Origin of the sequence: Streptomyces sp. 2131.1, from assembly GCF_900105515.1 — a bacterium.
Taxonomy (GTDB): Bacteria; Actinomycetota; Actinomycetes; order Streptomycetales; family Streptomycetaceae; genus Streptomyces; species Streptomyces drozdowiczii.
Genome location: NZ_FNSY01000001.1, coordinates 6,014,617 through 6,036,830, shown reverse-complemented (window position 1 = coordinate 6,036,830; position 22,214 = coordinate 6,014,617). Strand labels below are relative to the sequence as shown.

The following is a 22,214-nucleotide window of genomic DNA, read 5'->3' as shown; positions in this document are numbered from 1 at the left end:
ACCCGACCAGTTGTCCTACACGTTCCACGCCGAAGCAGTACTAGTGACAAACAACTTGCCGTGCCGAGTAGTCAACGTTCCACCCATGAGCTACCAGCACCGGACATTCGCCGGTGTTCTGGCCTCTGACCGGGCAAAACCCGGTAAGAAGTGCTCCTTAGAAAGGAGGTGATCCAGCCGCACCTTCCGGTACGGCTACCTTGTTACGACTTCGTCCCAATCGCCAGTCCCACCTTCGACAGCTCCCTCCCACAAGGGGTTGGGCCACCGGCTTCGGGTGTTACCGACTTTCGTGACGTGACGGGCGGTGTGTACAAGGCCCGGGAACGTATTCACCGCAGCAATGCTGATCTGCGATTACTAGCAACTCCGACTTCATGGGGTCGAGTTGCAGACCCCAATCCGAACTGAGACCGGCTTTTTGAGATTCGCTCCGCCTCGCGGCATCGCAGCTCATTGTACCGGCCATTGTAGCACGTGTGCAGCCCAAGACATAAGGGGCATGATGACTTGACGTCGTCCCCACCTTCCTCCGAGTTGACCCCGGCAGTCTCCTGTGAGTCCCCATCACCCCGAAGGGCATGCTGGCAACACAGAACAAGGGTTGCGCTCGTTGCGGGACTTAACCCAACATCTCACGACACGAGCTGACGACAGCCATGCACCACCTGTACACCGACCACAAGGGGGGCACCATCTCTGATGCTTTCCGGTGTATGTCAAGCCTTGGTAAGGTTCTTCGCGTTGCGTCGAATTAAGCCACATGCTCCGCTGCTTGTGCGGGCCCCCGTCAATTCCTTTGAGTTTTAGCCTTGCGGCCGTACTCCCCAGGCGGGGAACTTAATGCGTTAGCTGCGGCACCGACGACGTGGAATGTCGCCAACACCTAGTTCCCAACGTTTACGGCGTGGACTACCAGGGTATCTAATCCTGTTCGCTCCCCACGCTTTCGCTCCTCAGCGTCAGTAATGGCCCAGAGATCCGCCTTCGCCACCGGTGTTCCTCCTGATATCTGCGCATTTCACCGCTACACCAGGAATTCCGATCTCCCCTACCACACTCTAGCCTGCCCGTATCGACTGCAGACCCGGGGTTAAGCCCCGGGCTTTCACAACCGACGTGACAAGCCGCCTACGAGCTCTTTACGCCCAATAATTCCGGACAACGCTTGCGCCCTACGTATTACCGCGGCTGCTGGCACGTAGTTAGCCGGCGCTTCTTCTGCAGGTACCGTCACTTTCGCTTCTTCCCTGCTGAAAGAGGTTTACAACCCGAAGGCCGTCATCCCTCACGCGGCGTCGCTGCATCAGGCTTTCGCCCATTGTGCAATATTCCCCACTGCTGCCTCCCGTAGGAGTCTGGGCCGTGTCTCAGTCCCAGTGTGGCCGGTCGCCCTCTCAGGCCGGCTACCCGTCGTCGCCTTGGTAGGCCATTACCCCACCAACTAGCTGATAGGCCGCGGGCTCATCCTTCACCGCCGGAGCTTTCAACCTTCCTCCAGGAGGAGGAAAGTATTATCCGGTATTAGACCCCGTTTCCAGGGCTTGTCCCAGAGTGAAGGGCAGATTGCCCACGTGTTACTCACCCGTTCGCCACTAATCCACCCCGAAGGGCTTCATCGTTCGACTTGCATGTGTTAAGCACGCCGCCAGCGTTCGTCCTGAGCCAGGATCAAACTCTCCGTGAATGTTTTCCCGTAATCGGGGAACACATCACGAGAGCGGAACAACAAGGCCGGAATAAGACCCGTTGTCCACTGCGTCCTCGCTGTGTTTTTGCCTGCCGAACCCGAAGGTTTCGCAGGACTTTCAAAGGAACCACCAACCTGCCGTAGCAGGCCGGGGTATCAACATATCTGGCGTTGACTTTTGGCACGCTGTTGAGTTCTCAAGGAACGGACGCTTCCTTTGTACTCACCCTCTCGGGCTTTCCTCCGGGCGCTTCCCTTCGGTCTTGCGTTTCCGACTCTATCAGACTCTTTCGTGTCCGATTCCCGGTCGAAGCGGGTCAAGCGATTTTCGCTTTCCAGTTCTTCGCTTTCGCGTTTCCCTTTCCGGCGACTCCGACTCTATCAAACCTTTTCACTCTCCCTGACCGGCCCCCCGCAGACATGCGGGTGCCCGATTTCGGGTTAGGGTTTGGGCTCAATAAGCCGCTGCCGACCCCCGACTCAAAGTCGCGTTGGGGCCAGGCAGGAGTACGACAGTACAGGCTGCCGGGAGTCGAGGCAAACCGTTTCCGGTGCGCCCCTAGGTCCTCGAACCGTCCGGACTCGGGCGGAACCGGGACTTCTTATGACTTACTCTGCTGAGCAGTACGCCGTCCTCCTGTCCAGCCGCGGCGGCACCTTCGAAGCTCCACTGGGAGGCCCCCCATGACCACTGTTACGTCCCCTCTTGCCGGACGTGCCATTGGGCTCGCTGCCGTACCCGACCCCGTCTTCGCCGGCGCGATGGTCGGTCCCGGCACCGCCATCGACCCCGTGCGCGAGGCCTCGGAGGCCATCGCCCCGGTCGACGGGATCGTCGTCTCCCTCCACCCCCACGCGTTCGTCGTCGTCGACAGCGAGGGCCACGGTGTGCTGACGCACCTCGGCATCGACACGGTCCAGCTCAACGGCGAGGGCTTCGAGCTGCTCGTGAGCAAGGGCGACACCGTCACCCGCGGCCAGGGCATCGTCCGGTGGGACCCCTCCGCCGTCGAGAAGGCGGGCAAGTCCCCGGTGTGCCCGATCGTGGCGCTGGAGGCGACGGCCGACTCCCTCTCCGACCTCGTGGAGAGCGGCGACGTGGCGGTCGGCGACACGCTGTTCGGTTGGCAGTAACGCGATCGGCGCAGTGAAAGCCGACTGGATATCCACCACCGCGGAGGCAACGGCCGCCGCACGACCGGAGACGGGTGAAATGGAGACAACGCTGCGAGGCGTAGGGGTGAGCCACGGTGTGGCGATCGGCGAGGTACGGCACATGGGCACCGCGGTGCTCGAACCGCCGGCCAAGCAGATCCCGGCCGAGGAGGCCGAGCGCGAACAGGGACGGGCCCGGCAGGCCGTGGAGGCAGTGGCCGCCGACCTCATCGCGCGCGGCAACCTGGCCGGTGGCGAGGCCCAGCACGTGCTGGAGGCCCAGGCCATGATGGCCCAGGACCCCGAGCTCATGGCCGACGTCGAGCGCCGCATCGCCGTCGGCAGCACGGCCGAGCGCGGTGTGTACGACGCGTTCGCCTCGTACCGGGCCCTGCTCGCGGGTGCCGGCGAATATCTGGCCGGCCGTGTCGCCGACCTCGACGACGTCCGCAACCGCATCGTGGCGCGCCTGCTCGGCGTGCCGATGCCGGGTGTCCCGGACAGCGACGAGCCCTATGTCCTGATCGCCCGGGACCTCGCCCCCGCCGACACGGCGCTGCTGGACCCCACGCTGGTCCTCGGCTTCGTCACCGAGGAGGGCGGGCCGACCAGTCACAGCGCGATCCTGGCGCGGGCGCTCGGTGTGCCCGCCGTGGTGGCTCTGCCCGGCGCCGGTGAGCTGGCCGAGGGCACGATGATCGCCGTGGACGGCAGCACCGGCGAGATCTTCGTCGAGCCGAGCGCCGAGAAGCGGGCCGAGCTGGAGAGCGCCGCCGCCGCGCGCAAGGCCGCGCTGTCCGCCGCGACCGGTCCCGGTGCCACGTCGGACGGCCACAAGGTGCCGCTCCTCGCCAACGTGGGCGGTCCCGCCGACGTGCCGGCGGCCGTCGAGGCTGGTGCGGAGGGCGTGGGCCTGTTCCGTACCGAGTTCCTCTTCCTGGACGACAGCAAGCAGGCGCCGTCCGAGGAGAAGCAGGTCGCCGCGTACCGCGCGGTGCTGGAGGCCTTCCCCGAGGGCCGTGTCGTGGTGCGGGTGCTGGACGCCGGGGCGGACAAGCCGCTCGACTTCCTGACCCCGGCCGACGAGCCGAACCCGGCGCTGGGCGTGCGCGGGCTGCGGAGCCTGCTGGACCACCCGGACGTGCTGCGTACCCAGTTGAGCGCCCTGTCGAAGGCGGCCGAGGGGCTCCCCGTCCACCTTGAGGTCATGGCGCCCATGGTGGCCGACCGCGCGGACGCCAAGGCTTTCGCCGATGCCTGCCGCGAAGCCGGACTGAACGCGAAGTTCGGTGCGATGGTCGAGATCCCGTCCGCCGCGCTGCGGGCGCGCTCGGTGCTCCAGGAGGTGGAGTTCCTGTCGCTGGGCACCAACGACCTGGCGCAGTACACCTTCGCCGCCGACCGTCAGGTGGGTGCCGTCTCCCGGCTCCAGGACCCGTGGCAGCCGGCGCTGCTCGATCTGGTCGCGCTGTCCGCCGAGGCAGCCAAGGCCGAGGGCAAGAGCTGCGGTGTGTGCGGCGAGGCGGCCTCCGATCCGCTGCTCGCGTGTGTGCTGACCGGTCTGGGTGTCACCTCCCTGTCGATGGGTGCGGCCTCCATTCCCTATGTGCGCGCCACACTGGCCAAGTACACGCTCGCACAGTGCGAGCGGGCCGCGTCGGCCGCGCGTGCGGCGGACTCCGCCGAGGAAGCGCGCCGGGCGGCGCAGGCGGTGCTGTCGGGCGAGTAGTCCGGCGCCGGACGCCGAGTGGTGAAGGGGCTTTCCGCCGATGACCGGCGGAGAGCCCCTTCGCCGTGTCAGTGGTGCTGTTCCGGTTCGTCCGCTCCGATGTCGAAGCCCGCGCAGTACTCCACGCCGGATTCGGGGGCGACGGGTTCGCCCGTGTCGGCGTCGGTGCAGTAGGCGCTGAAGACCTCGCCCGCCGTGAGCGGGGCGAGGCTGCCCCGGCTGAGCCGCCAGCCGTGCACCCGGTCCGGGGCGCCCGGTGTGCTCGTACGCAGGACGACTCCGCCGTGGCTCTCCAGGGCGATGCCGACGGCGAGGACGCTCACGAACTCGGCGCCCTCCGAGGAGTCGAGCAGCACCGCCCCCGCGGTGGCCCGGTCGGTGTGCAGGGCGGCGAGCAGCTGGTCGTGGTCCGTGGGGGTGCTGCAGACCAGGTGGTGGATGCCCGGTCCGGCCGCCTCCAGGGTCCGTTCCAGGAGGTGGGAGGCGCGGTCGAAGGCAGCGTGGCCGATGTCCTGGCCGCAGTCCGCGCAGTCGCCGAGCCTGGCCAGGAGCATGGTGGCGTACTCCCAGGTGGCCCGGCGGACCGCGCGGCCGACGAGCACCGGAATCAGGGTGTCGAGGGGCTGTCCGTCGTAGGGGACGGTGGCTCCGCAGGCGGCGATCTCCGCGGTGAAGCGGCTGCGGCCGGCCGGGGTGTCGGGGGCGAGCCCGGCCTCCGCGCAGTAGTGCGCGTACTCGTCGGGGTCGAAGAGGGCGAGCGTCGTGTGCACGCCCTGGGCGGTGAGTCCCTTGAGCAGGGCCTCCACCTGCTCCAGGTAGACGCGGTGGTCGTCGAAGGTGAAGGTGCGGTAGCGCCGCATGGCCGCGAAGTCCTGTTCATCGGTCAGCAGGCCGATGGTGGTGGGTGCTTCGCGGCGCAGCGTGCGTCGCATGGTGGTGGTGGCGGTCCGTCCGTGGACGGTGGTCCGCTTGTTGCCGGCCTGCGCCATGATTTCCCCCAGTGCGCTGTCGAACATTGCTCACTCAGAGTAATCAAGGGCACTGACAGTGGCGCGGTCAGCGGCGTTCGCGGGCCAGCTTCTCGTAGAAGTGGAGGAGTTCGAGGTTGTCGATCGAGCCGGGGTTGACGGCCTTTTCCAGGGCCGTTCCCTGGAGCAGGCGCTTGACCGGAACCTCGATGCGCTTGCCGGTGAGCGTGTGCGGGATGCCGGGGACCTCGATGACCTCGTCCGGGACGTGGCGCGGGGAGAGGTTCTCGCGGATGGTGCTCTTGATGCTGTCGCGGAGGGCGTCGTCGAGGGTGGCGCCTTCGGCGAGGTGGACGAAGAGCGGCATCCAGTAGCCGCCGTCGGGTTCCTCCAGGCCGATGACGAGGGACTCGCGGATCTCGGGGAGACGTTCGACGGCCTCGTAGATGTCGGCGGAGCCCATGCGGACGCCCTGCCGGTTGAGGGTGGAGTCGGAGCGGCCGTGGATGACGACGGAGCCGCGGTCGGTGATCGTGATCCAGTCGCCATGGCGCCAGACGCCTGGGTACACGTCGAAGTAGCTGTCGTGGTAGCGGCTGCCGTCGGGGTCGTTCCAGAAGCGGACGGGCATGGAGGGCATCGGCTCGGTGACGACGAGTTCGCCGACCTCGCCGGTGAGCGGTCCGCCCGCGGGGTCCCATGCCTGGAGGTCCGTACCGAGGCAGGCGGCCTGGAGTTCGCCGATGTGGACGGGGAGGGTGGGCACCGCGCCGGCGAAGCAGCTGCAGACGTCGGTGCCGCCGCTGACGGAGGCGATCCACAGGTCGTCGGCGACCTCGTCGTGGAGCCAGCGGAAGCCGTCGGGCGGGAGAGGGGAGCCGGTGGTGGCGACGCACTGGACGCGGGAGAGGTCGAAGTCGCGCCCGGGGTGGACGCCGGCCTTGCGGCAGGCCATGACGTAGGCGGCGGAGGTGCCGAAGAGGGTGGCTCCGGTCTGTTCGGCGACGCGCCACTGGGCGCTGACGTCGGGGTAGCCGGGGCTGCCGTCGTAAAGCACGAGGGTGGTGCCGGTGAGGAGGCCGGAGACGAGGAAGTTCCACATCATCCAGCCGGTCGAGGTGTACCAGAAGAAGCGGTCCTCGGGGCCGAGGTCGCAGTGGAGGCCGACCTGCTTGAAGTGTTCGAGCAGGATGCCTCCCTGGGACTGGACGATGGCCTTCGGCAGGCCGGTCGTACCCGAGGAGTAAAGGACCCAGAGCGGGTGGTCGAACGCGACCGGTTCGAAGACGGGTTCGGTGTCGGCCGCGACGAGGGCGGACCAGTCGAGGGCGCCTTCGGGGGCCTCGGTGCCCAGCAGCGGGATGTGCACGACGGCGCGCAGGGTGGGCAGCTCGCGGCGGAGCTCGGCGACGGTGTCGGCGCGGTGGTGTTCCTTGCCGCCGTAGCGGTAGCCGTCGACGGTGAACAGGACGACGGGTTCGACCTGCTGGAAGCGGTCGAGGACGCTGCGGGCGCCGAAGTCGGGTGCGCAGGAGGTCCAGACGCCGCCGACGGCGACGGTGGCGAGGAAGGCGACAACGGCCTGCGGGATGTTGGGGAGGTAGCCGCTGACGCGGTCGCCGGGGGTGACGCCGAGTGCGCGCAGTTCGGCGGCGAGGGAGCCGACCTGGCGGCGGAGCTCGGACCAGGAGGTGGCGGTCTGGGTGTGGGTCTCGTCGACGTGGAAGAGTGCGGGCGCGTCGGCGCGCAGGGAGTCCTCGGCCGCGCGCAGCGCGTGTTCGGCGTAGTTGAGGGTGGCGCCGGGGAACCAGGTGGCGCCGGGCATCGAGCGGTCGCCGATCACCTGCTCGTACGGGGTGGAGAAGCGCACGTCGAACCACTCGGCGACGGCCTGCCAGAAGGCGTCCAGCTCGTCGACGGACCAGCGGTGCAGACTGGCGTAGCCGCCCTCGGCCGGTGCGCCGTGGTGTTCGGCGGCCCAGCTCTGGAAGCGGGTGACGGCGGCGGCCGCGATGCGGTCGGGGCCGGGCTGCCACAGGGGGGCTTCGTCGGCTGCTGAGGTCATGGGGCGGCTCCCTGGCTGTAGCGGGTACGCGGTGTGTGCGCAGGTCGCGCGCACGTGCTGGGGTGTGCGCGTGAGGCGACGTCACGGACGATGCCATGTGATCGTCTCTCGCACCAGGGTTGCCCGTACATGGTTCCGTGTCCGGTTATGTGCTCCCGCCACGTCCGGTGCGGGTCCGGCGCGCGGGGGTTCAGCGGTAGCGGCCGGCAAACCAGCGGTGGACGGCCTCGGTGTGGAGGGGGAAGGCGAGCGAGGCGGGGGCGGTGAGGAGGGCGTGGCCGGAGGTCTCGTCGGTGGGCGCGGACGGCGGGAGGGCCGCGGCGGGCCGTTCGGGGAGGAGTCCGAAGAGGAGCAGGTGCCCGGCGGGTGAGCTGAGGGCGTCGGCGAGGCGGACGTCCTCGGGGCGGGCCTCGACGCGGGTTTCCTCGCGCAGTTCGCGTACGACGGCGTGCTGCCAGTCCTCGGCGTGGTCGATGAAGCCGCCGGGCAGGGCGAGGCCGCCGCGTGCGGGTTCGATGGTGCGGGTGATGACGACGAGGCCGGTGGTGTCGCCGTCGGTGACGGGGAGCAGGGCGACGGCGACCGGGAGCGGATTGCGGTAGGCGGTCTCGCCGCAGGCGGGGCAGGTGCGGGGCCAGGCGTCGGGGGTGGGGAGGCCGGTGTACGGGGCTCCGCAGGCGGCGCAGTGGGAGTGGTTCACGGGCTGCTCCGTTTCCTCGTGGGGCCACCGGTCCTCGTGGTGACCGGGCGGGGAACCGGTGACGGACACGCGCGGACTGTACCTGATCCCCCTTCCGGGCGGCCCCTCGCGATGGAGGATGTGCTCATGACAGGTATCGCGACCGCTTTCCGTGTCCTGGCGGCCACCGCCGCCGCCCTGCTCGCCGTGACCGTCACCGCGCCGGTCGCGCGGGCGGAGCCCGAGCCCAAGGCACCCGGCGAGTTCGTCCCGCTGCGTTCGGTGGATCCCACGATCATCCAGGAGATGCGCTATCCCACCGTCCACGACTTCATGGGCGAACCCGTCGACGGCTACCGCCAGTCCCTCTGCATCCTGACCCGGCCGGCCGCCGAGGCCCTGCACCGCGCCCAGCTCCGGCTGCTGCGGCAGGGCTACTCGCTCAAGGTGTACGACTGCTACCGCCCGCAGCGGGCCGTCGACCACTTCGTGCGGTGGGCGAAGGACCTCGAAGACGAGACGATGAAGGGCGAGTTCTACCCGCGGGTCGACAAGACCCGGCTGTTCGCTGACGGTTACATCGCGGAGAAGTCCGGGCACAGCCGGGGCAGCACGGTGGACCTGACACTGGTACGGCTGCCCGCCCTGCCGACCAGGCCGTACAGTCCGGGCGAGAGGCTGGCGCCGTGCTACGCGCCGAAGGGCGAGCGGTTCCCCGACAACTCGGTGGACATGGGCACGGGGTTCGACTGCTTCGACACGCTCTCGCACACGGATGATCCCCGCATCCTGGGTGTCCAGCGCGCCAACCGGCAGTTCCTCAAGAGGACGCTCACCGAGGCCGGTTTCGTGAACCTCGCCGAGGAGTGGTGGCACTACACCTTCCAGCCCGAGACGTTCCCCGGCACCTACTTCGACTTCCCGGTGGCCCGCAGGTCGGTGGCCGGGCACTGAGCCGGCCCGCCGCGCGGGGAACGGGCGGCCGGGACCACCCCCGTGGGATCCGACCGCCCGTTCTCCTTTCCGGACGCGGTACAGCCGTTTCCGGTTGCCGGGTGAGCCATTACGGTGCCCGTATGTCACAGCAGACGTTCGACTCGTACGAAGAGTTCTGGCCGTACTACGTCGCGATGCACTCGCGGGCCGCGACCCGCTGGGTGCATCTCACCGGCACCCTGACCGGCCTCGCCATCACGGCGTACGGGCTGGCGCGCGGCCGCAAGCGGTATCTGGCCGCCTTGCCGCTCGTCGGGTACGGCACGGCCTGGCCCGCGCACTTCCTGATAGAGAAGAACAACCCGGCCACCTTCGGGCACCCCGCCTGGTCGCTGCGCGGCGACGCGCAGATGATCCGGATGATGCTGGCCGGACGCGACCACGAGCTGGCGCAGACCGCCGAGAAGTGGCTCGCGGAGAACGGCCGCTAGGTGTTCACGGGCTCGCGCGGGCGGTCCGCGCGGGCCAGCGCGTGTTCGACGACGGCCACCAGCACGTCCCGGGCCGACGGGCGGTCCCGCGCGTCGCACATCAGGAGCGGCACCCCCGGGTCCAGGTCGAGCGCGGCCCGTACCGTCGCCTCGGGGAAACGTTCCGTGCCCTCGAAGCAGTTGACGGCGACGGCGAACGGGATCTCGCGGCGCTCGAAGTAGTCGACGGCCGCGAAGCAGTCCGCCAGGCGCCGGGTGTCCGCGAGCACCACGGCTCCCAGCGCGCCCTGGGCCAGCTCGTCCCAGAGGAACCAGAACCGATCCTGGCCCGGCGTGCCGAAGAGGTACAGCACGAGGTCCTCGCGGAGGGTGATCCGCCCGAAGTCCATGGCGACGGTCGTCGTGGTCTTCCCCTCGACGCCGTCCAGGTCGTCCACCGGGCGCCCCGCCTCGCTCAGCGTCTCCTCCGTGCGCAGCGGCCTGATCTCACTGACCGCGCCCACCAGCGTCGTCTTGCCCACGCCGAAGCCGCCCGCCACCAGGATCTTGAGGGTGACGGGCTCCACGGGCCGCCTGTTGCGGCTAGAGCGCCCGAAGGCCATTGATCACCTCACGGAGAATGTTCACGTCCGGCAGCTCGGCCGGCGGAACGGGACGGGTCACGTGCACCAGCTCCTCGTCGACGAGGTCGCCCACCAGGACCCGGACCACCCCCACCGGGAGGTCCAGTGACGAGGCCAGCTCGGCGATCGACTGCGGGAACTCGCCGCAGAGTTCGAGGATCTCGACGTGTTCCGGAGCGAGCAGCTGGTCCCTGTCCGGGTCGTCGGCCGCGGGCTCGGGCACGACGATCGCGATCAGGTCGAGACGGTGGCGCGACCCGCTGCCGGTGCGCCCCCGGGTCATCGCGTACGGCCGGACGACCGGCCCCGCGTCGTCGTCGTACCAGCGTGGGGTCCGCGGCCTCTCCGGGGTCTCCGGCGAGCCGGGCGATGCGGCGCTCATGGCGTCCGCTCACCCCCCGGAGGGCTGACCGGTCGTCCGGGGCACATTGGCCAGGTGGCTGCCCACGCGCTTGACCATGAGCGTCATCTCGTACGCCACCTGCCCGACGTCCGATTCGGACTCGGCGAGTACGGCGAGACAGCTGCCGTCGCCGGCCGCGGTGACGAAGAGGAACGCCTCGTCGAGTTCGACGACGGTCTGGCGGACCCGGCCCGCGTCGAAGTGCCGGCCCACGCCCTTGGCGAGGCTGTGGAAACCGGAGGCGACGGCGGCCAGGTGCTCGCTGTCCTCCCGCGTCAGGTCCTTGGACGCGCCGGTGGGCAGGCCGTCACTGGAGAGCACCAGCGCCTTGCGGATGCTGGCGACGCGCGCGACGAGTTCGTCGAGGAGCCAGTTGAGTTCGCCCGACCCATGGCGTGCGGATTCGGTTGCTGCGGCGTTCGGTGCGGTCATGGACCGTCCCTTCCCGGAGTGGTTCCTGGTGCTGTGTCGCCGTGGCCGGTCACGTCCTCGGCGTTCTGCTGGCGGCCTCGCTGCCAGCCGCGCTGGAGCGAGGCCATACGGCTGCGTACCTCGTCGGCGTCCCGCTCCATGTGGTCGGCGCTCTCGACCGGGGCGGGACGCGCGGTACGGCTGTCCGGTCCCTCGCGCAGTTGCGGGGCGAGGCTGGCCTGCCGGACGCGGCGGGGCAGTCCGCCCACAGTGTCCGGGGCCGGTTCGGGCGTGCGCGGTGCGGGCACGGTGGGCCCGCCGGGTTCGCGGAGACCGGTGGGCTGCGGGGGCTCGGCGGGGCGGCGCCGGTCCACCGGGCGGACCGGCTCGCGGTCCTCGGAGCCGGGGTGGGCGCGGCCCGGTCCGTCGACCCGGCGGCCCCGGTCGGTGACCAGGGTCGGCGGGCGGCGCCGGCGGGGCAGCGGCCTGGTGCCCTCGGGGTGCAGCGCCCGTACGCCGTCGTCGGCCTGCTGGTGCTGGTCCCGGTCCCCGTCGCGGCGCAGCGCGCGGGCCCGGAAGATGCCGCCGCGTTCGCTCTCGGTGTCCTCCAGGTCGGCGACGCCGTCGAGCACGGGGTCGAGCCCCGGGCCCGCCACCGCTTCGAGGACCGGGTCGCGGGTGAAGTCCAGCGGCTCGTCGCTCTCCAGCTCGACGGGGCCGTCCAGCAGAGCGGGGTCGGCCAGTCCGGTGGGCACCGGTGAGAGGCCGCTCGGGCGGCCCGGCACGTGGTCGTCGGCCTCGGGGCGGCCCGCGGCGGAGCCGGGCCTGCCGCTGGCGATGGCCTTCTCGGACCTGCGGTCGAGGCGGAAGCCGGTGCCGTGCGACTCGGGTGCGTCGGTGAGGAGCGCGGCGGGGATGAACACCACCGCGGTGGTGCCGCCGTACGGGGAGGTCTGGAGGGACACCCGGACGTTCTGCCGCTGGGCGAGCCGGCTGACCACGAAGAGGCCGAGGCGGTCGGTGTCGGACAGCTCGAACTCGGGGGTCTCGGCGAGCCGGAGGTTGGCGTCGAGCAGGACGTCCGGCGGCATGCCGAGGCCGCGGTCGTGGATCTCCAGGGTGAAGCCGTTGGCGACGCGCTCGCCGTGCACCTGGACCGCGGTGTGCGGCGGCGAGAACACCGTGGCGTTCTCGAGGAGTTCGGCGATCAGGTGGGTGAGGTCGGCGACGGCGGGGCCGCCCACGCCGATCCGGGGCAGCCGGCGGACCTCGATGCGTTCGTAGTCCTCGACCTCGGCGACGGCGGCGCGGACCACGTCCATCAGCTGGATGGGCTTGCGCCACTGCCGGGAGGGGGCCGCTCCGGAGAGGATGACCAGGCCCTCGGCGTGCCTGCGCATGCGGGTGGTGAGGTGGTCGAGGCGGAAGAGGTCGGCGAGTTCGTCGGTGTTCTCGGTGCGGCGCTCCATGGCGTCCAGGAGCGTGAGCTGGCGGTGCAGCAGGACCTGGTTGCGTCGGGCGAGGTTGACGAAGACCTCGGAGACGCCGCGGCGCATGTCGGCCTGTTTGACGGCGGCTTCGACGGCGGCGCGCTGGAGGGTGTTGAGGGCCTGGCCGACCTGGCCGATCTCGTCGCGTTCGTACTGGAGGTGCGGGGACTCGGTCTCCGCGTCGACCTGTTCTCCCGCGGCGAGGCGGCGCATCACGCTCGGCAGCCGTACGCCGGACACCTCGTGGGCGTCCTTGCGCAGCCGGGAGAGGTCGCGGACGAGTTCGCGGCCGATGCGTACGGAGACGAAGACGGAGACGACGAGGGCCAGGAAGCCGAGGACGCCGGCGATGCCCGCCTTGATGAGGATGCCGTAGCCGGCGGGCTTGCCCCGGTCCTGGAAGCGGTTGTTCATCTCCGTGGAGTCGTTGGCCAGCCGGTCCAGGGCGGCCGGGGCGACTTCCTGCCAGCGGGCGGCGTCGGCGGTGCGCGGGCTGGTGGTGGGGCCCTGGTCGATGATCCGCTCCTCGGCGGAGCGCAGCGGTTCGCTGTCCGGGCCCTGCCAGTACTGCTCGACGCGCCGTCGTTCGGAGGCGGGGAGCAGGTCGAGGTTGGTCTCGTACAGCAGGGTGCGCTGGGCGACGAGGTCGGATATCTGGCGGAGTTCCGGTGCGGTGAGCCGGCCGGCGAGGAGGCCGGAGGCGACCAGGGCGTCTTCCCGGGAGAGCATTTCGCGGGCGCGCGATATCCCGGTGAGTGCCCGGACCTGCTGGTCCATGGAGACGCTCTCCATGGTGTGCAGGCCGGTCAGGAACCGGTAGCAGGGGTCTATGAGCCGGTTGTAGTAGGCCATCGCCTTGAGCCGGCCGATGGTGCGCTTGTCGACGGATTCGCGCAGGGCGTCGAGTCCTTCGACGGCGCCGATTATCGACGTGAGCTGGGTCTCGGCGGTCGGGCCGAGCGCGTCGCGGATGTCCTTCTCACCGGCGCTCCTGCGGACCCGGGCCACGACCCGGTCGGTGGCGGCGCGCTGCCGGTTCAGCACGGGCTGGGCGTCGGACGCGCGCGGGTCGGCGAGGAAGACGAGGGTCTGGCGGCGCTCGTTCTGGATGACCCGGACGGTGTCCTCCAGGGGGTGGCCCACCTTCTCGACGACCGTGCTCGCGCTCAGCAGTTTCCCGGCCTCGCGCCCGGTGAGATAGGTGGCGAATCCCCAGAGAGCGGTGAGCGAGACGAGCGGCACCACGAGCAACGCCACGATCTTCCTGCGGATGGACTTTCCGCGAAAGCGCATGGCCTCCCCCAGGTCATCCCCGTGGGGCGGGGACGGGTTTCGTCAACAAACGGCGCGAGCCTACTACTGACACACAGACAACTCGAAGGCATGTCCGGACGATTTTCGGCCGCCTTGCCGGGAGTTGACCATGGCTTGTCCCGGTATTCCGGGAGATGAAATTCACGAAAGCGACAGAAGACACCCTGAGGAGTGGCACGTTCCTTCACGTCCCGGTTGGCTGGAATTCTTCGTTTCGTGACGGGTGGGGGGAATCTTCACCCCTGACCATTCGTCTGCCTGTACGGGGGTAGGGGGACCAACGGGGCACGCTCGGGCGGACGGGACGGACGGTCCGCGTAGAAGGGGTGTATGCCGGGCAGCAACCCTGAAGTCGGACAGCGGTGGGAGTGAAGGGCCTTGGACACACAGGAGCGTGAGGGCGTGGTGGAGCCGGCGGAGGATGTGAGCGCCCGGGAGCGGGCGGACGTCCCCCGGCAGCAGCTGTGGGTGGAGGAGCCGGCGACGCGCAGGCGCATGCCGGATCCGGTGCGTACGGCGGCCGTGCGGGCGGTGCTCGTCATGTCGTTGACGATGATTCTGGCCATGGTGGCGTTCCTGACCGCGCTGGCCGGGTCCTGGCTCTCTTTCCCGATGGTGCTGAGCGGGGTGGCGAGCACGGTGGTCGCGACGTGGGCGGTGCTGGACGTCTGGGTCACCCGCCAGGTGTGGAATCAGCGCAACGGTGTGGTCTCCGAGCCCAGCAGCTCGGCGCGGGCCCTGAGGCGCGAACGGCGCAGGGCGCGGCGTGAGGCCCGCGCGGCGCAGCGGGACGCGGCGCGGATAGGCCGCCGGGGCGCGGACCGCCGCCTCTCGCGCGCCTGACCGCGCCCGTCGCGTCAGAGCCTGCCCGGCCATGATCCGCCGGACAGGCCCTACGGGGTCCGGGTCTCCTCGATGGTCTCGGAGGCGTCCGGTGTCCGCGGGGCGGGGGCGGACCGCTTGAACATGCGGGTCGCGGTGATCTCGCCGTGCACCGTCTCGCTGCCGGGGTCCTGCTGCGGCAGCCCGGGGCGCAGGTGCTCCTCGACGCTGATGTACTTCAGCCCGGCCCGCAGGTCCGCGTCGTTGCGCAGGCGGATGACGAGCGGGAATTCCGCGAGCGCCGTCGTGTCGAACAGGCCCGTCGTGTAGAGCAGTTGCACGCCGAGCGCGTCGGCCACCGCGCGCTGGAGCTCCAGCAGATAGGTGGCGTTGGCCCGGCCGATCGGGTTGTCCAGGAAGAGCGTGCCCGCGTGCCGGTGCTGAGCGCGGTCGCGGCCCCGGTCGTTGCTGCGCAGGGCGGCCATCGTGCAGTACAGGGCGATCGCCGCGGTGAGCAGCTGTCCGCCGGAGAAGACGTCGCCCATCTGTCCGACGGGCACGCGCTCGGCGCGCAGGACGGCGTCCGGCTTGAGGATCTCCACCGCGATGCCCTTGGGTTCCAGCGCCGCCTGCACGCCGCGCAGGAGCAGGGACATACCGTCCCGGCGCAGATCGGAGTTCTTCTTGAGGGCCGCCCTGGTCGCCTCGTCGATGACCTCGCCGAGCCGTTCGGTGAGGGTGGCCTGGTCCGGCTCCTCGAAGCGGATGCGGAGGAACTCCTGCCCGGACCACTCCCCCAGGCCCTCGGGGAGCCGGGAGAGCCGCTGTGCGGAGCGGAGCGTGGTGAGCGCGGACTCCACCAGGCCGCGCAGCCGGTCGACGATGGAGTCGCGGTTGCGTTCCAGCTGGGCCAGCTCGTCGGTGAGGACGCGCAGCCGGGGCGCGAAGGCGGTGGCCCACTTCTCCGCGTGCTCGGGGAGGGCGGCGGTGGGCAGTTCGCGGATCTGCTGGCGGGCGGGGGTGCGGACCTGCTCGTAGCGGGTGGAGTTGGCGTGCCGTACGAGGACGTCGCTCGCCTCCCGGACGGCCGCCTCGGCGGCGGACAGGTCGGCGGCGCAGCCGCGCAGCGAGCGGCGGGCCTCGGCGGCGGACTGCCGGGCCTCCTCCAGGCTGCCCGGGTACGGCTCGGGCTCCTCCGGGTCGTCTTCGGCGCCGTGGTCCCTGAGGAGGTCGCGCAGCAGGGCCGCGGTCTCGTCGAAGCCGCCCGCCGCGTCCTCCGCCGTGCGGTGGGCGTGCAGCAGCTCGGCGTGGGCGGCCCGGGCGGTGTCCAGCGCGGCGGTCGCGGCGGCCAGCTCGGCGGTGGCGGTGCGCAGGAGGGCCTGGGCCTGTTCGGCGTCGGCGGGCACCTGGTCGTCGGGCAGCTCGGTGTGCAGGCTGTCGCCGTCGGCGGGCGCCAGGCGCTCGGCCTCGCCGCGCAGCCGGCCCAGCTGCTCGCTGGCGGCGGACGCGCGGGTCTCCAGGAGCTGGACGAGGGATTCGGCGCGGGCGGCCGCGGCCTGCCGGGACGGGCCGTCGGCGCCGTCGGTGCCCTCCAGGAGCTGGGCGGCCCGGGTGCGGACCTTGTTGGTGAGGCGGTCCAGCTCGGCGAGCGCGGCGCTCTCGTCGCTCTCGGCGCGGGCCTGTTCGGCGCGCAGGTCGGCGCCGACGCCCACCTTCTCGTACAGCTGGGAGGCCGCCCGGTACGCCTCGCGCAGTGCGGGCAGCGCTTGGCGCGGGGCGTCCTCGCCGAGGTCGGGTAGCTGTTCGGGGGCGCCGGCGATCTCGGCACGTTCGGCGCGCAGGGCGCGGGCGGTGCGGCGGGCGTCGTCGGCGGCGCGCTGGGCGGCGCGGCGGTCCTCGTCGGCGGCCCGGGCGCGCTCCAGGAAGACGGTCGCGCGGGCCTCGGACTCCCCCGCCTCGTCGGTCAGTTCGCGCAGCTTTGCCTGCCAGCCGGCCCGTTCGCGCAGCCGGAAGGCGAGTCCGGCGAGCGCGTCGGCGGCCCGGCGGGCGCGCTGGGCGGCCTCCTGGCGCTCCTCGCGGACCCGGGCGGTGTCGGTGGCGGCCTCGTCGGCCTCGGCGCGGACGGTGCGGGCCTCGGCGAGAGCGGCCTCGGCGGTTTCGGCGGCGGTGCGGGCGGTGGTGGCGGCCTCGGCCAGCTCGGCGAGCATGCCGGGCGGGCAGTCGGCGCGCCAGGAACCGATGCGGGCGGCGAGCGCGCGGTCGGCGCCGAGGCGGGCGGCGAGCACCCGGATGTCCTCGTCGCGGGCGGCGGCCCGGCTGCGCAGCGCCTGGCGCTCCTCGTCGGCGGCGTGCTCGTCGTGCATGGCCGGGTTCGGGGGGACGAGGAAGACGTCCTCGGGGGTGCCGGACGCGCCGGTGCCGGGGGCGGGCACGGGGGCGAGGAGGGCGGCGGCGGTGCCGACGGCGACGGCGGACCGGGGCAGCAGGGCGGCGGCGCCGAGGACGTCGCGGGCGCGGGCGTGCGCGTCGGGGTCGGTGATGACGACGCCGTCGACGAGCTCGGGGCGGGCGGCGAGGACGGCCGCGTGGTCGGCGGGGTCGACTGCCTGGGCGAGGTAGCGCCAGCCGGGCAGGGCGGGGATGCCTTGTTCGCCCAGGTACTCCACGGTGGCCAGGACGTCGGGGCTCGGCGGGAGGAGCCCGCCGTCGCCGAGCGCGCCCAGGATCCGGGAGTCGTCGGCGGCTGCGGTGCGCAGCTCGAACAGGCGCCGTTCGGCGGTGGTGACGCTCTGGTCGAGCAGCTCGCGCAGCTCGTCGGCGGAACGGTCGAACTCGTCGGCGGTGAGGGGCTGTCCGTCAGAGGCAGCGGGTCCCGGACCGGTGCCCTCGTCGGGCCACTGCTGGTCGTCGGAAGCGGGCTCCGTGCCGGGCGCGGCGCCCTGCCGGGGGCGGGGGACGCCGCCTGCCGTGAGGGGCAGGCCGAGGAGTTCGGCGAGGCGGGGTTCGGCGGCGAGCGCATCGGCGGCCCTCAGCTCGGCCTCGTACGCCTGCTCGGCGGCGCGGGCGGCGTCGGCGGCGCGGGCCGCTGCCAGTTCGGCGCGGCCCTCGTCGGCGGTGGCCTGGCGGGACCGGTCGGCGGCGGCTCCCGCGGCCTCGCGGGCGGTGTCCCAGGCGGCGACGGCGGACTGTTCGGCGTCGTTGGCGGCGAGGGCGGCCCTGGCGGGGTCGGCGTGCGGCGCGGTGTCGTCGAGCCAGCCGGCCCGGACGGCTTCGGCGGTCTCCTGCTCGACCTCGGCCAGGCGCTGGCGCAGGTGGCCGGCCTCGCTGCGGGCGCGCTGGGCCTCGGTGGCGGCGGTGGTGGCGTCCCGGTGGGCGGCCTCGCCGGCGCTCTGCAGGGCGTCGGAGCGCTCCTCCTCCTCGTTGGCCCGGCTCTCCCCCGCCTCGGCGGCGGTGTGCAGGGCCCGTACGAGGTCGGCGGCGGCGGTCGCGCGGGCGGCGAGGGCGGGGGCGGCGTCGCGCTCGGCCTCCAGGATCGCGGCGGCGACGCGGGCGGAGCGGTCGGCGGCGGCGCGGTGGCGCAGGACGGCTTCGGCGGCCTGCCAGGCGGAGTGCAGGGTGCGGGCGTCCACCAGTTCGCGGCGCTGGGCGGCGGCGCTCTTCTCTGCGGCGGTCAGGGCCAGCGAGGCGTGCCGGTAGGCGAGTTCGGCGGCGATCAGGGAGCTGCGGCCGCGGGTCTCCTCGGCACCGGTGACGGTGTGGGCGGCGCCGGTGACCTGCTGGGCGAGCTCGGCGGCCCGGCCGCGCTCCTCACCGGCCCGGGCGGAGAGCCGGCGAGCGAGGGTGCGGGTGCGGCGCTCGGCCCCGGCGTGGATGTCGCGGGTGCGGGCGCGGGTGCCGGCGGCCTCGACGATGCGGCCGAGCAGGTCGACGGAGCCGGCGGTGAAGTCGCGTTCGGCGGTGAGTTCGGCGCGGCGGCCGAGCTTGTTGCCGAAGCCGCTGACGAGGTCGGCGAGGCCGTCCGTGTCGCGGGTGTCGGTGACGGCGCGCAGCAGCAGGTCGGTGAAGTCGGAGTCCTTCTTGACCGCGAAGAGGCCGGCCGCCTCGCCCTCGTCGGCGTTCATCTCGCGCTGATAGCGGAAGAGTTCGGGGTCGAGGCCCAGTTCGCCGAGGTGCTCGTTCCAGCGGTCGTGGATCTCCTCCCAGTGCACGTCGAGGTGCTGGTAGAACTTCCCGGCCTCGGTGAGCGCGTCCCGGAAGCCCTTCATGGTGCGGCGCCTGCCACGGGCGCCGGAGACGCCCTCGGCGGGGCGGCCGACGGCGGTGGACTCCGCGACGGGCAGCGAGTCCAGGCCGAGCCCGGGGCCGGGCCGGAACGAGTACCACGCCTCGGCGAACTTCCGGGGGTCGTTGGAGACCTGGCGCCCGCGCCACTCGCTGACCTTGCCGACGACCACGCACTCGCCGGTCAGCGTGTGCTGCCACTCCAGCGCGACGTGCCCGCAGTCGTCGGCGAGCAGGAACTTGCGCAGCACGCCGGAGCTGGCGCCTCCGAGGGTGTTGCGGTGGCCCGGGAGCATCACCGAGAAGATCAGCTTCAGCAGGACGGACTTGCCGCCGCCGTTCTCCAGGAAGAGGACACCGGCGGGCGCGGGCCTGCGCGGCGGGCCGACCGGCTCGTCCTCGAAGAACTCCGCCTGCGCCGGAGCGGGACGGGGCACGGGCTCGCCGACGCCGCGCAGGTCGAGCACGGTGTCGGCGTAGCGTGCGCCGGCCGGTCCGATGGAGTAGAGGCGGACCCGGGACAGCTCGTACATGGCGGCGGACTCTCGTCGTTCGGGGAGCGGAGGGAAGACGGCGGTGACGGGCGGCGGTCAGCCGTGGAACGGCAGGCCCGCGTCGGCCACCAGTTCCAGGTCGTCGGGGTCCGGTGGCGGCAGCAGTGTGGCGCTGCCGTCGGTGACGGGGACGACGCCCAGGTCGAGGAGTTCGGCCATGGCGGCGCTGCCGGCCATGTCGCGTACCTGGAGCTGGTAGCGGGCGGTGGTGCGGTACGTGCCTCCGGCGTCGTCGCCGGTGCGCTGGAGGAAGCCGGAGTCGGTGAGGAAGGCGACGGCCTTGCCGATGATGCCGGTGGTGGAGCCGGCGAGCCGGCGGGCGTCCTTGGTGGCGCCGGTGGCGCTGCGCCGGGCGTAGACGCGCCAGCCGGCCTCCAGGCCCGGGGCGTCGCTGGCCGGGTCGGTGTTGTCGCCCTGCTCCTCGGCGCGCTCCTCCAGGCGGTTGCAGGCCTGGCGGACGAAGGCGTCGACGCCGTTGACCGTGATCCGGCCGATGTAGGCGTCGTCGGCGAGGTCCTCGGGGCGCGGGAAGGCCATGGCGGCGACGGCGAGGTGGGCGAGGCCGTGCAGGAAGCGGTCGGCGCTGTCCGACGAGGCGCGGCGCGCGTAGTCGCCCATGCGGACGGCGAACACCGAGTCCTCGCCCGCCGTGACGGCCATGCCGGCCCGGGGCGAGACCTCCAGGACGATCAGGCCGAGGCCGGTCGCGACGGCGTCGGCGAGCCGGGCGAAGGCGGGGTCCTCGCGGTAGCGGCGCAGCAGTTCGGCGTACTCGGCGTCGCGGGCGGGCAGCAGCTTGGGCTGGAGGCCGAAGGCGACGAGCCGGGCGGCGTCGGCCGCGTCCGCCGGGGTGACGGCGGCCGCCGCGGGCGCGGGCCGGTCGGGCTCGTGGGCGGAGGCGGGCCGGTCTGCGGCGGCCTCGCCCCACGCGTCGGCGTGCTCTGCGCGGTGGTCGCTCACGACACTCGCTCCTCGGTGCGGAAGGTACTGCGGAAGATGCTGCGGGTGGGCCCGGGACGGGGCGGCCGGGCCGTCACGGCGCCTCCGAGCGGTCCGCCGCCATGCCGACGGCGTCGAGCAGGGCCGTGCCCACGATGAGGTCGGCGCCGCCGAACTCCGCGTCGTCGAGCGGGGTGCCGTCGTCGACGGAGAACAGCAGGCGGCGCTCGCCCTGGCGGTAGGCGGTGCCGACCGGGGGGCTCGCGGCGTGCACCGCGAGCAGGGCGACCAGGTAGGGCAGATCCGGGTCGCGGCGGCGGGCGTCGGCCAGGAGACCGGAGAGGCGGCGCGGCGCGTCGTGCTCCAGGTCGAGGAGCTCCATCGCGGCGGCCAGCTGCTCCTCGCTGAAGCGGCTGTCGTCCGGGGTGGCGATCAGGTCCGGCTCGGGCATCTCCGCGCCGAGGTGTTCGCGGGCCGGGGGCGGGCTGAGGAGCAGGTCGACCAGGTCTCCCACCCGTACGGAGACCGGGGTGCGCAGGCCCGTGCCGTGGGCGAAGAAGGCGTCGGTGGCACGGCTCGCCTCTTCGACGGGGAGCGGCAGCAGCGGGCCGAGGAGCTGCCCGTACAGGTCGAGGCCGGTGCGGGCGGCGGGCGCGGCGAAGGCCTGGCGGTCCTGCTCGGCGCGGAAGAGCGGGCCGGCCTCGAGCAGCCGGGACTGGAGCTGGGTGTGGCGGCGGATGCAGTCCTTGACGATGTCGACGAGCTCGGCGGCGCGGCGCTTGTGCTCGGGGTCCTCGGCCTCGTCACGGGCCTTGCGGATGTTGGTGAGGATCGCGTTCTCGTGGCGGTAGCGGTCGGCGACGTGGTCGAGCGCCTCGGCGATCATGTCGGGCACGGCGTTGAGCCAGTCGACCGCGCGGACGTTGCGCCGGGTCGCGTCGAGCGTCTTGCGCAGCGTCTCCGCGTACTGCACGGTCCGGTAGCGGGCCTGCTCGGCGGCGAGCTGGGCGTCGGCGAGCCTGCCCCGGCTGATGAGGACCTCCAGCTTCACCTCGGCGGCGATCTGGGCGCTGGTGACGTCCGTGTCGAGGGCGCCGACGAGGACGTTGACCGCTTCGTCGGTGGCCCTGAGGTAGACGCTGCCGCCGTGCCCGGGGACCTCCTCGATCAGCTTGAAGTCGTAGTCGCGGCGGACGTAGGCGCCGTCGGGCCCGAAGGTGCCGTAGACCGCGCGGAAGCCGCGGTCCACGCTGCCGACGTTGATCAGGTTCTCCAGGACCCAGCGGGCGACCCGTTCGTGCTCTGCGGCCGGGCGGGAGGGGGCCTGGGCGGCGACGCGCGGGAGGAGCCTGGTCACTATCTGGTCGTGGTCCGCGCCGGTGTCGAAGTCCATGTTCAGCGTGACGTGGTCGATCGCCGCGAGGGCGACCTCGGCCATCGCGTATCCGCTGTACTCACCGGCGAGGTTCGCCTTGCGCACGTCCAGGTCGTGCAGCGGCGCCGTACAGGCGAGCGCGCGCAGCCGCCGGGACAGCCCCTCGTCGGCGGCCGGGCCCGGTGCGGGCCGCGGCCCCGCGCTGAGCTGGGGCGCAGCGTTGTCCGTGTAGGCAGGCGAAGTCACGGTGCACAGATTAGGTCCTCGCACCGACAACGGTCGAAACGGC

At 71.9% G+C, this 22,214-nt stretch carries 15 protein-coding genes and 1 rRNA gene; 5 read left to right on the top strand and 11 right to left on the bottom strand.

Features of this window, described 5'->3' with window-relative positions:
- Positions 1–161: 161 nt before the first annotated feature.
- Positions 162–1,687, bottom strand: a 16S ribosomal RNA gene (locus tag BLW14_RS27225).
- Positions 1,688–2,374: 687 nt separating this feature from the next.
- Here BLW14_RS27225 and BLW14_RS27215 point away from each other — a divergent pair.
- Both BLW14_RS27215 and ptsP read left to right on the top strand, forming a co-directional pair.
- Positions 2,375–2,824 (top strand): PTS sugar transporter subunit IIA, encoded by a 450-nt coding sequence (locus BLW14_RS27215; RefSeq protein ID WP_093709782.1) that lies wholly within the window; start codon positions 2,375–2,377, stop codon positions 2,822–2,824.
- Positions 2,825–2,903: 79 nt separating this feature from the next.
- Positions 2,904–4,574: a phosphoenolpyruvate--protein phosphotransferase gene (ptsP, locus tag BLW14_RS27210; protein ID WP_093709781.1), complete on the top strand. Its 1,671-nt coding sequence runs from the start codon at positions 2,904–2,906 to the stop codon at positions 4,572–4,574.
- Between the two features lie 68 nt (positions 4,575–4,642).
- Here ptsP and BLW14_RS27205 read toward each other — a convergent pair whose 3' ends face one another.
- The 3 genes from BLW14_RS27205 to BLW14_RS27195 all read right to left on the bottom strand — a co-directional run bounded on the left by BLW14_RS27205 (position 4,643) and on the right by BLW14_RS27195 (position 8,376).
- The gene (locus BLW14_RS27205; RefSeq protein ID WP_093709780.1) at positions 4,643–5,590 is read right to left on the bottom strand and encodes a hypothetical protein; all 948 of its coding nucleotides are present in this window, start codon (positions 5,588–5,590) and stop codon (positions 4,643–4,645) included.
- 40 nt (positions 5,591–5,630) lie between these two features.
- The gene (locus BLW14_RS27200; RefSeq protein ID WP_093709779.1) at positions 5,631–7,607 is read right to left on the bottom strand and encodes an acetoacetate--CoA ligase; all 1,977 of its coding nucleotides are present in this window, start codon (positions 7,605–7,607) and stop codon (positions 5,631–5,633) included.
- Positions 7,608–7,797: 190 nt separating this feature from the next.
- Positions 7,798–8,376, bottom strand: coding sequence for an NUDIX domain-containing protein (locus BLW14_RS27195; protein ID WP_093709778.1), 579 nt, complete (start codon positions 8,374–8,376; stop codon positions 7,798–7,800).
- A 57-nt stretch (positions 8,377–8,433) separates the two neighbouring features.
- Here BLW14_RS27195 and BLW14_RS27190 point away from each other — a divergent pair, with 57 nt between their 5' ends.
- Complete coding sequence (locus BLW14_RS27190; protein ID WP_093709777.1) at positions 8,434–9,240, top strand: M15 family metallopeptidase; 807 nt, start codon at positions 8,434–8,436, stop codon at positions 9,238–9,240.
- 122 nt (positions 9,241–9,362) lie between these two features.
- Positions 9,363–9,713 carry an Mpo1-like protein gene (locus BLW14_RS27185; RefSeq protein WP_093709776.1) on the top strand — a complete coding sequence of 117 codons (351 nt, stop codon included), beginning with the start codon at positions 9,363–9,365 and terminating at the stop codon, positions 9,711–9,713.
- Here BLW14_RS27185 and BLW14_RS27180 read toward each other — a convergent pair.
- Genes BLW14_RS27180 through BLW14_RS27165 form a run of 4 tightly spaced genes read right to left on the bottom strand, consistent with a single transcriptional unit; the run spans position 9,710 to position 13,933 of the window.
- Positions 9,710–10,315: a GTP-binding protein gene (locus BLW14_RS27180; protein WP_093709775.1), complete on the bottom strand. Its 606-nt coding sequence runs from the start codon at positions 10,313–10,315 to the stop codon at positions 9,710–9,712. The genes BLW14_RS27185 and BLW14_RS27180 overlap by 4 nt on opposite strands.
- Positions 10,296–10,718: a DUF742 domain-containing protein gene (locus tag BLW14_RS27175; protein WP_093709774.1), complete on the bottom strand. Its 423-nt coding sequence runs from the start codon at positions 10,716–10,718 to the stop codon at positions 10,296–10,298. The genes BLW14_RS27180 and BLW14_RS27175 overlap by 20 nt, the downstream gene beginning before the upstream one ends.
- Before the next feature lie 9 nt (positions 10,719–10,727).
- Positions 10,728–11,171 (bottom strand): roadblock/LC7 domain-containing protein, encoded by a 444-nt coding sequence (locus BLW14_RS27170; RefSeq protein ID WP_093709773.1) that lies wholly within the window; start codon positions 11,169–11,171, stop codon positions 10,728–10,730.
- Positions 11,168–13,933, bottom strand: a complete 2,766-nt coding sequence (locus tag BLW14_RS27165; RefSeq protein WP_177154110.1) for a sensor histidine kinase — start codon at positions 13,931–13,933, stop codon at positions 11,168–11,170. The genes BLW14_RS27170 and BLW14_RS27165 overlap by 4 nt, the downstream gene beginning before the upstream one ends.
- Before the next feature lie 399 nt (positions 13,934–14,332).
- Between BLW14_RS27165 and BLW14_RS27160 the strand changes: the two genes are divergently transcribed.
- Positions 14,333–14,797: a hypothetical protein gene (locus BLW14_RS27160; protein ID WP_371128092.1), complete on the top strand. Its 465-nt coding sequence runs from the start codon at positions 14,333–14,335 to the stop codon at positions 14,795–14,797.
- Positions 14,798–14,847: 50 nt separating this feature from the next.
- Here BLW14_RS27160 and BLW14_RS27155 read toward each other — a convergent pair whose 3' ends face one another.
- The 3 genes from BLW14_RS27155 to BLW14_RS27145 all read right to left on the bottom strand — a co-directional run bounded on the left by BLW14_RS27155 (position 14,848) and on the right by BLW14_RS27145 (position 22,171).
- The gene (locus tag BLW14_RS27155; protein WP_093709770.1) at positions 14,848–19,590 is read right to left on the bottom strand and encodes a coiled-coil domain-containing protein; all 4,743 of its coding nucleotides are present in this window, start codon (positions 19,588–19,590) and stop codon (positions 14,848–14,850) included.
- Between the two features lie 57 nt (positions 19,591–19,647).
- Entirely contained in the window at positions 19,648–20,571 is a 924-nt protein-coding gene (locus tag BLW14_RS27150) for a hypothetical protein (RefSeq protein WP_093709769.1), read from the bottom strand.
- Between the two features lie 73 nt (positions 20,572–20,644).
- On the bottom strand, positions 20,645–22,171 hold the full coding sequence (locus BLW14_RS27145; RefSeq protein ID WP_093709768.1) for a hypothetical protein: 1,527 nt from the start codon (positions 22,169–22,171) through the stop codon (positions 20,645–20,647).
- Between the last annotated feature and the right edge of the window lie 43 nt (positions 22,172–22,214).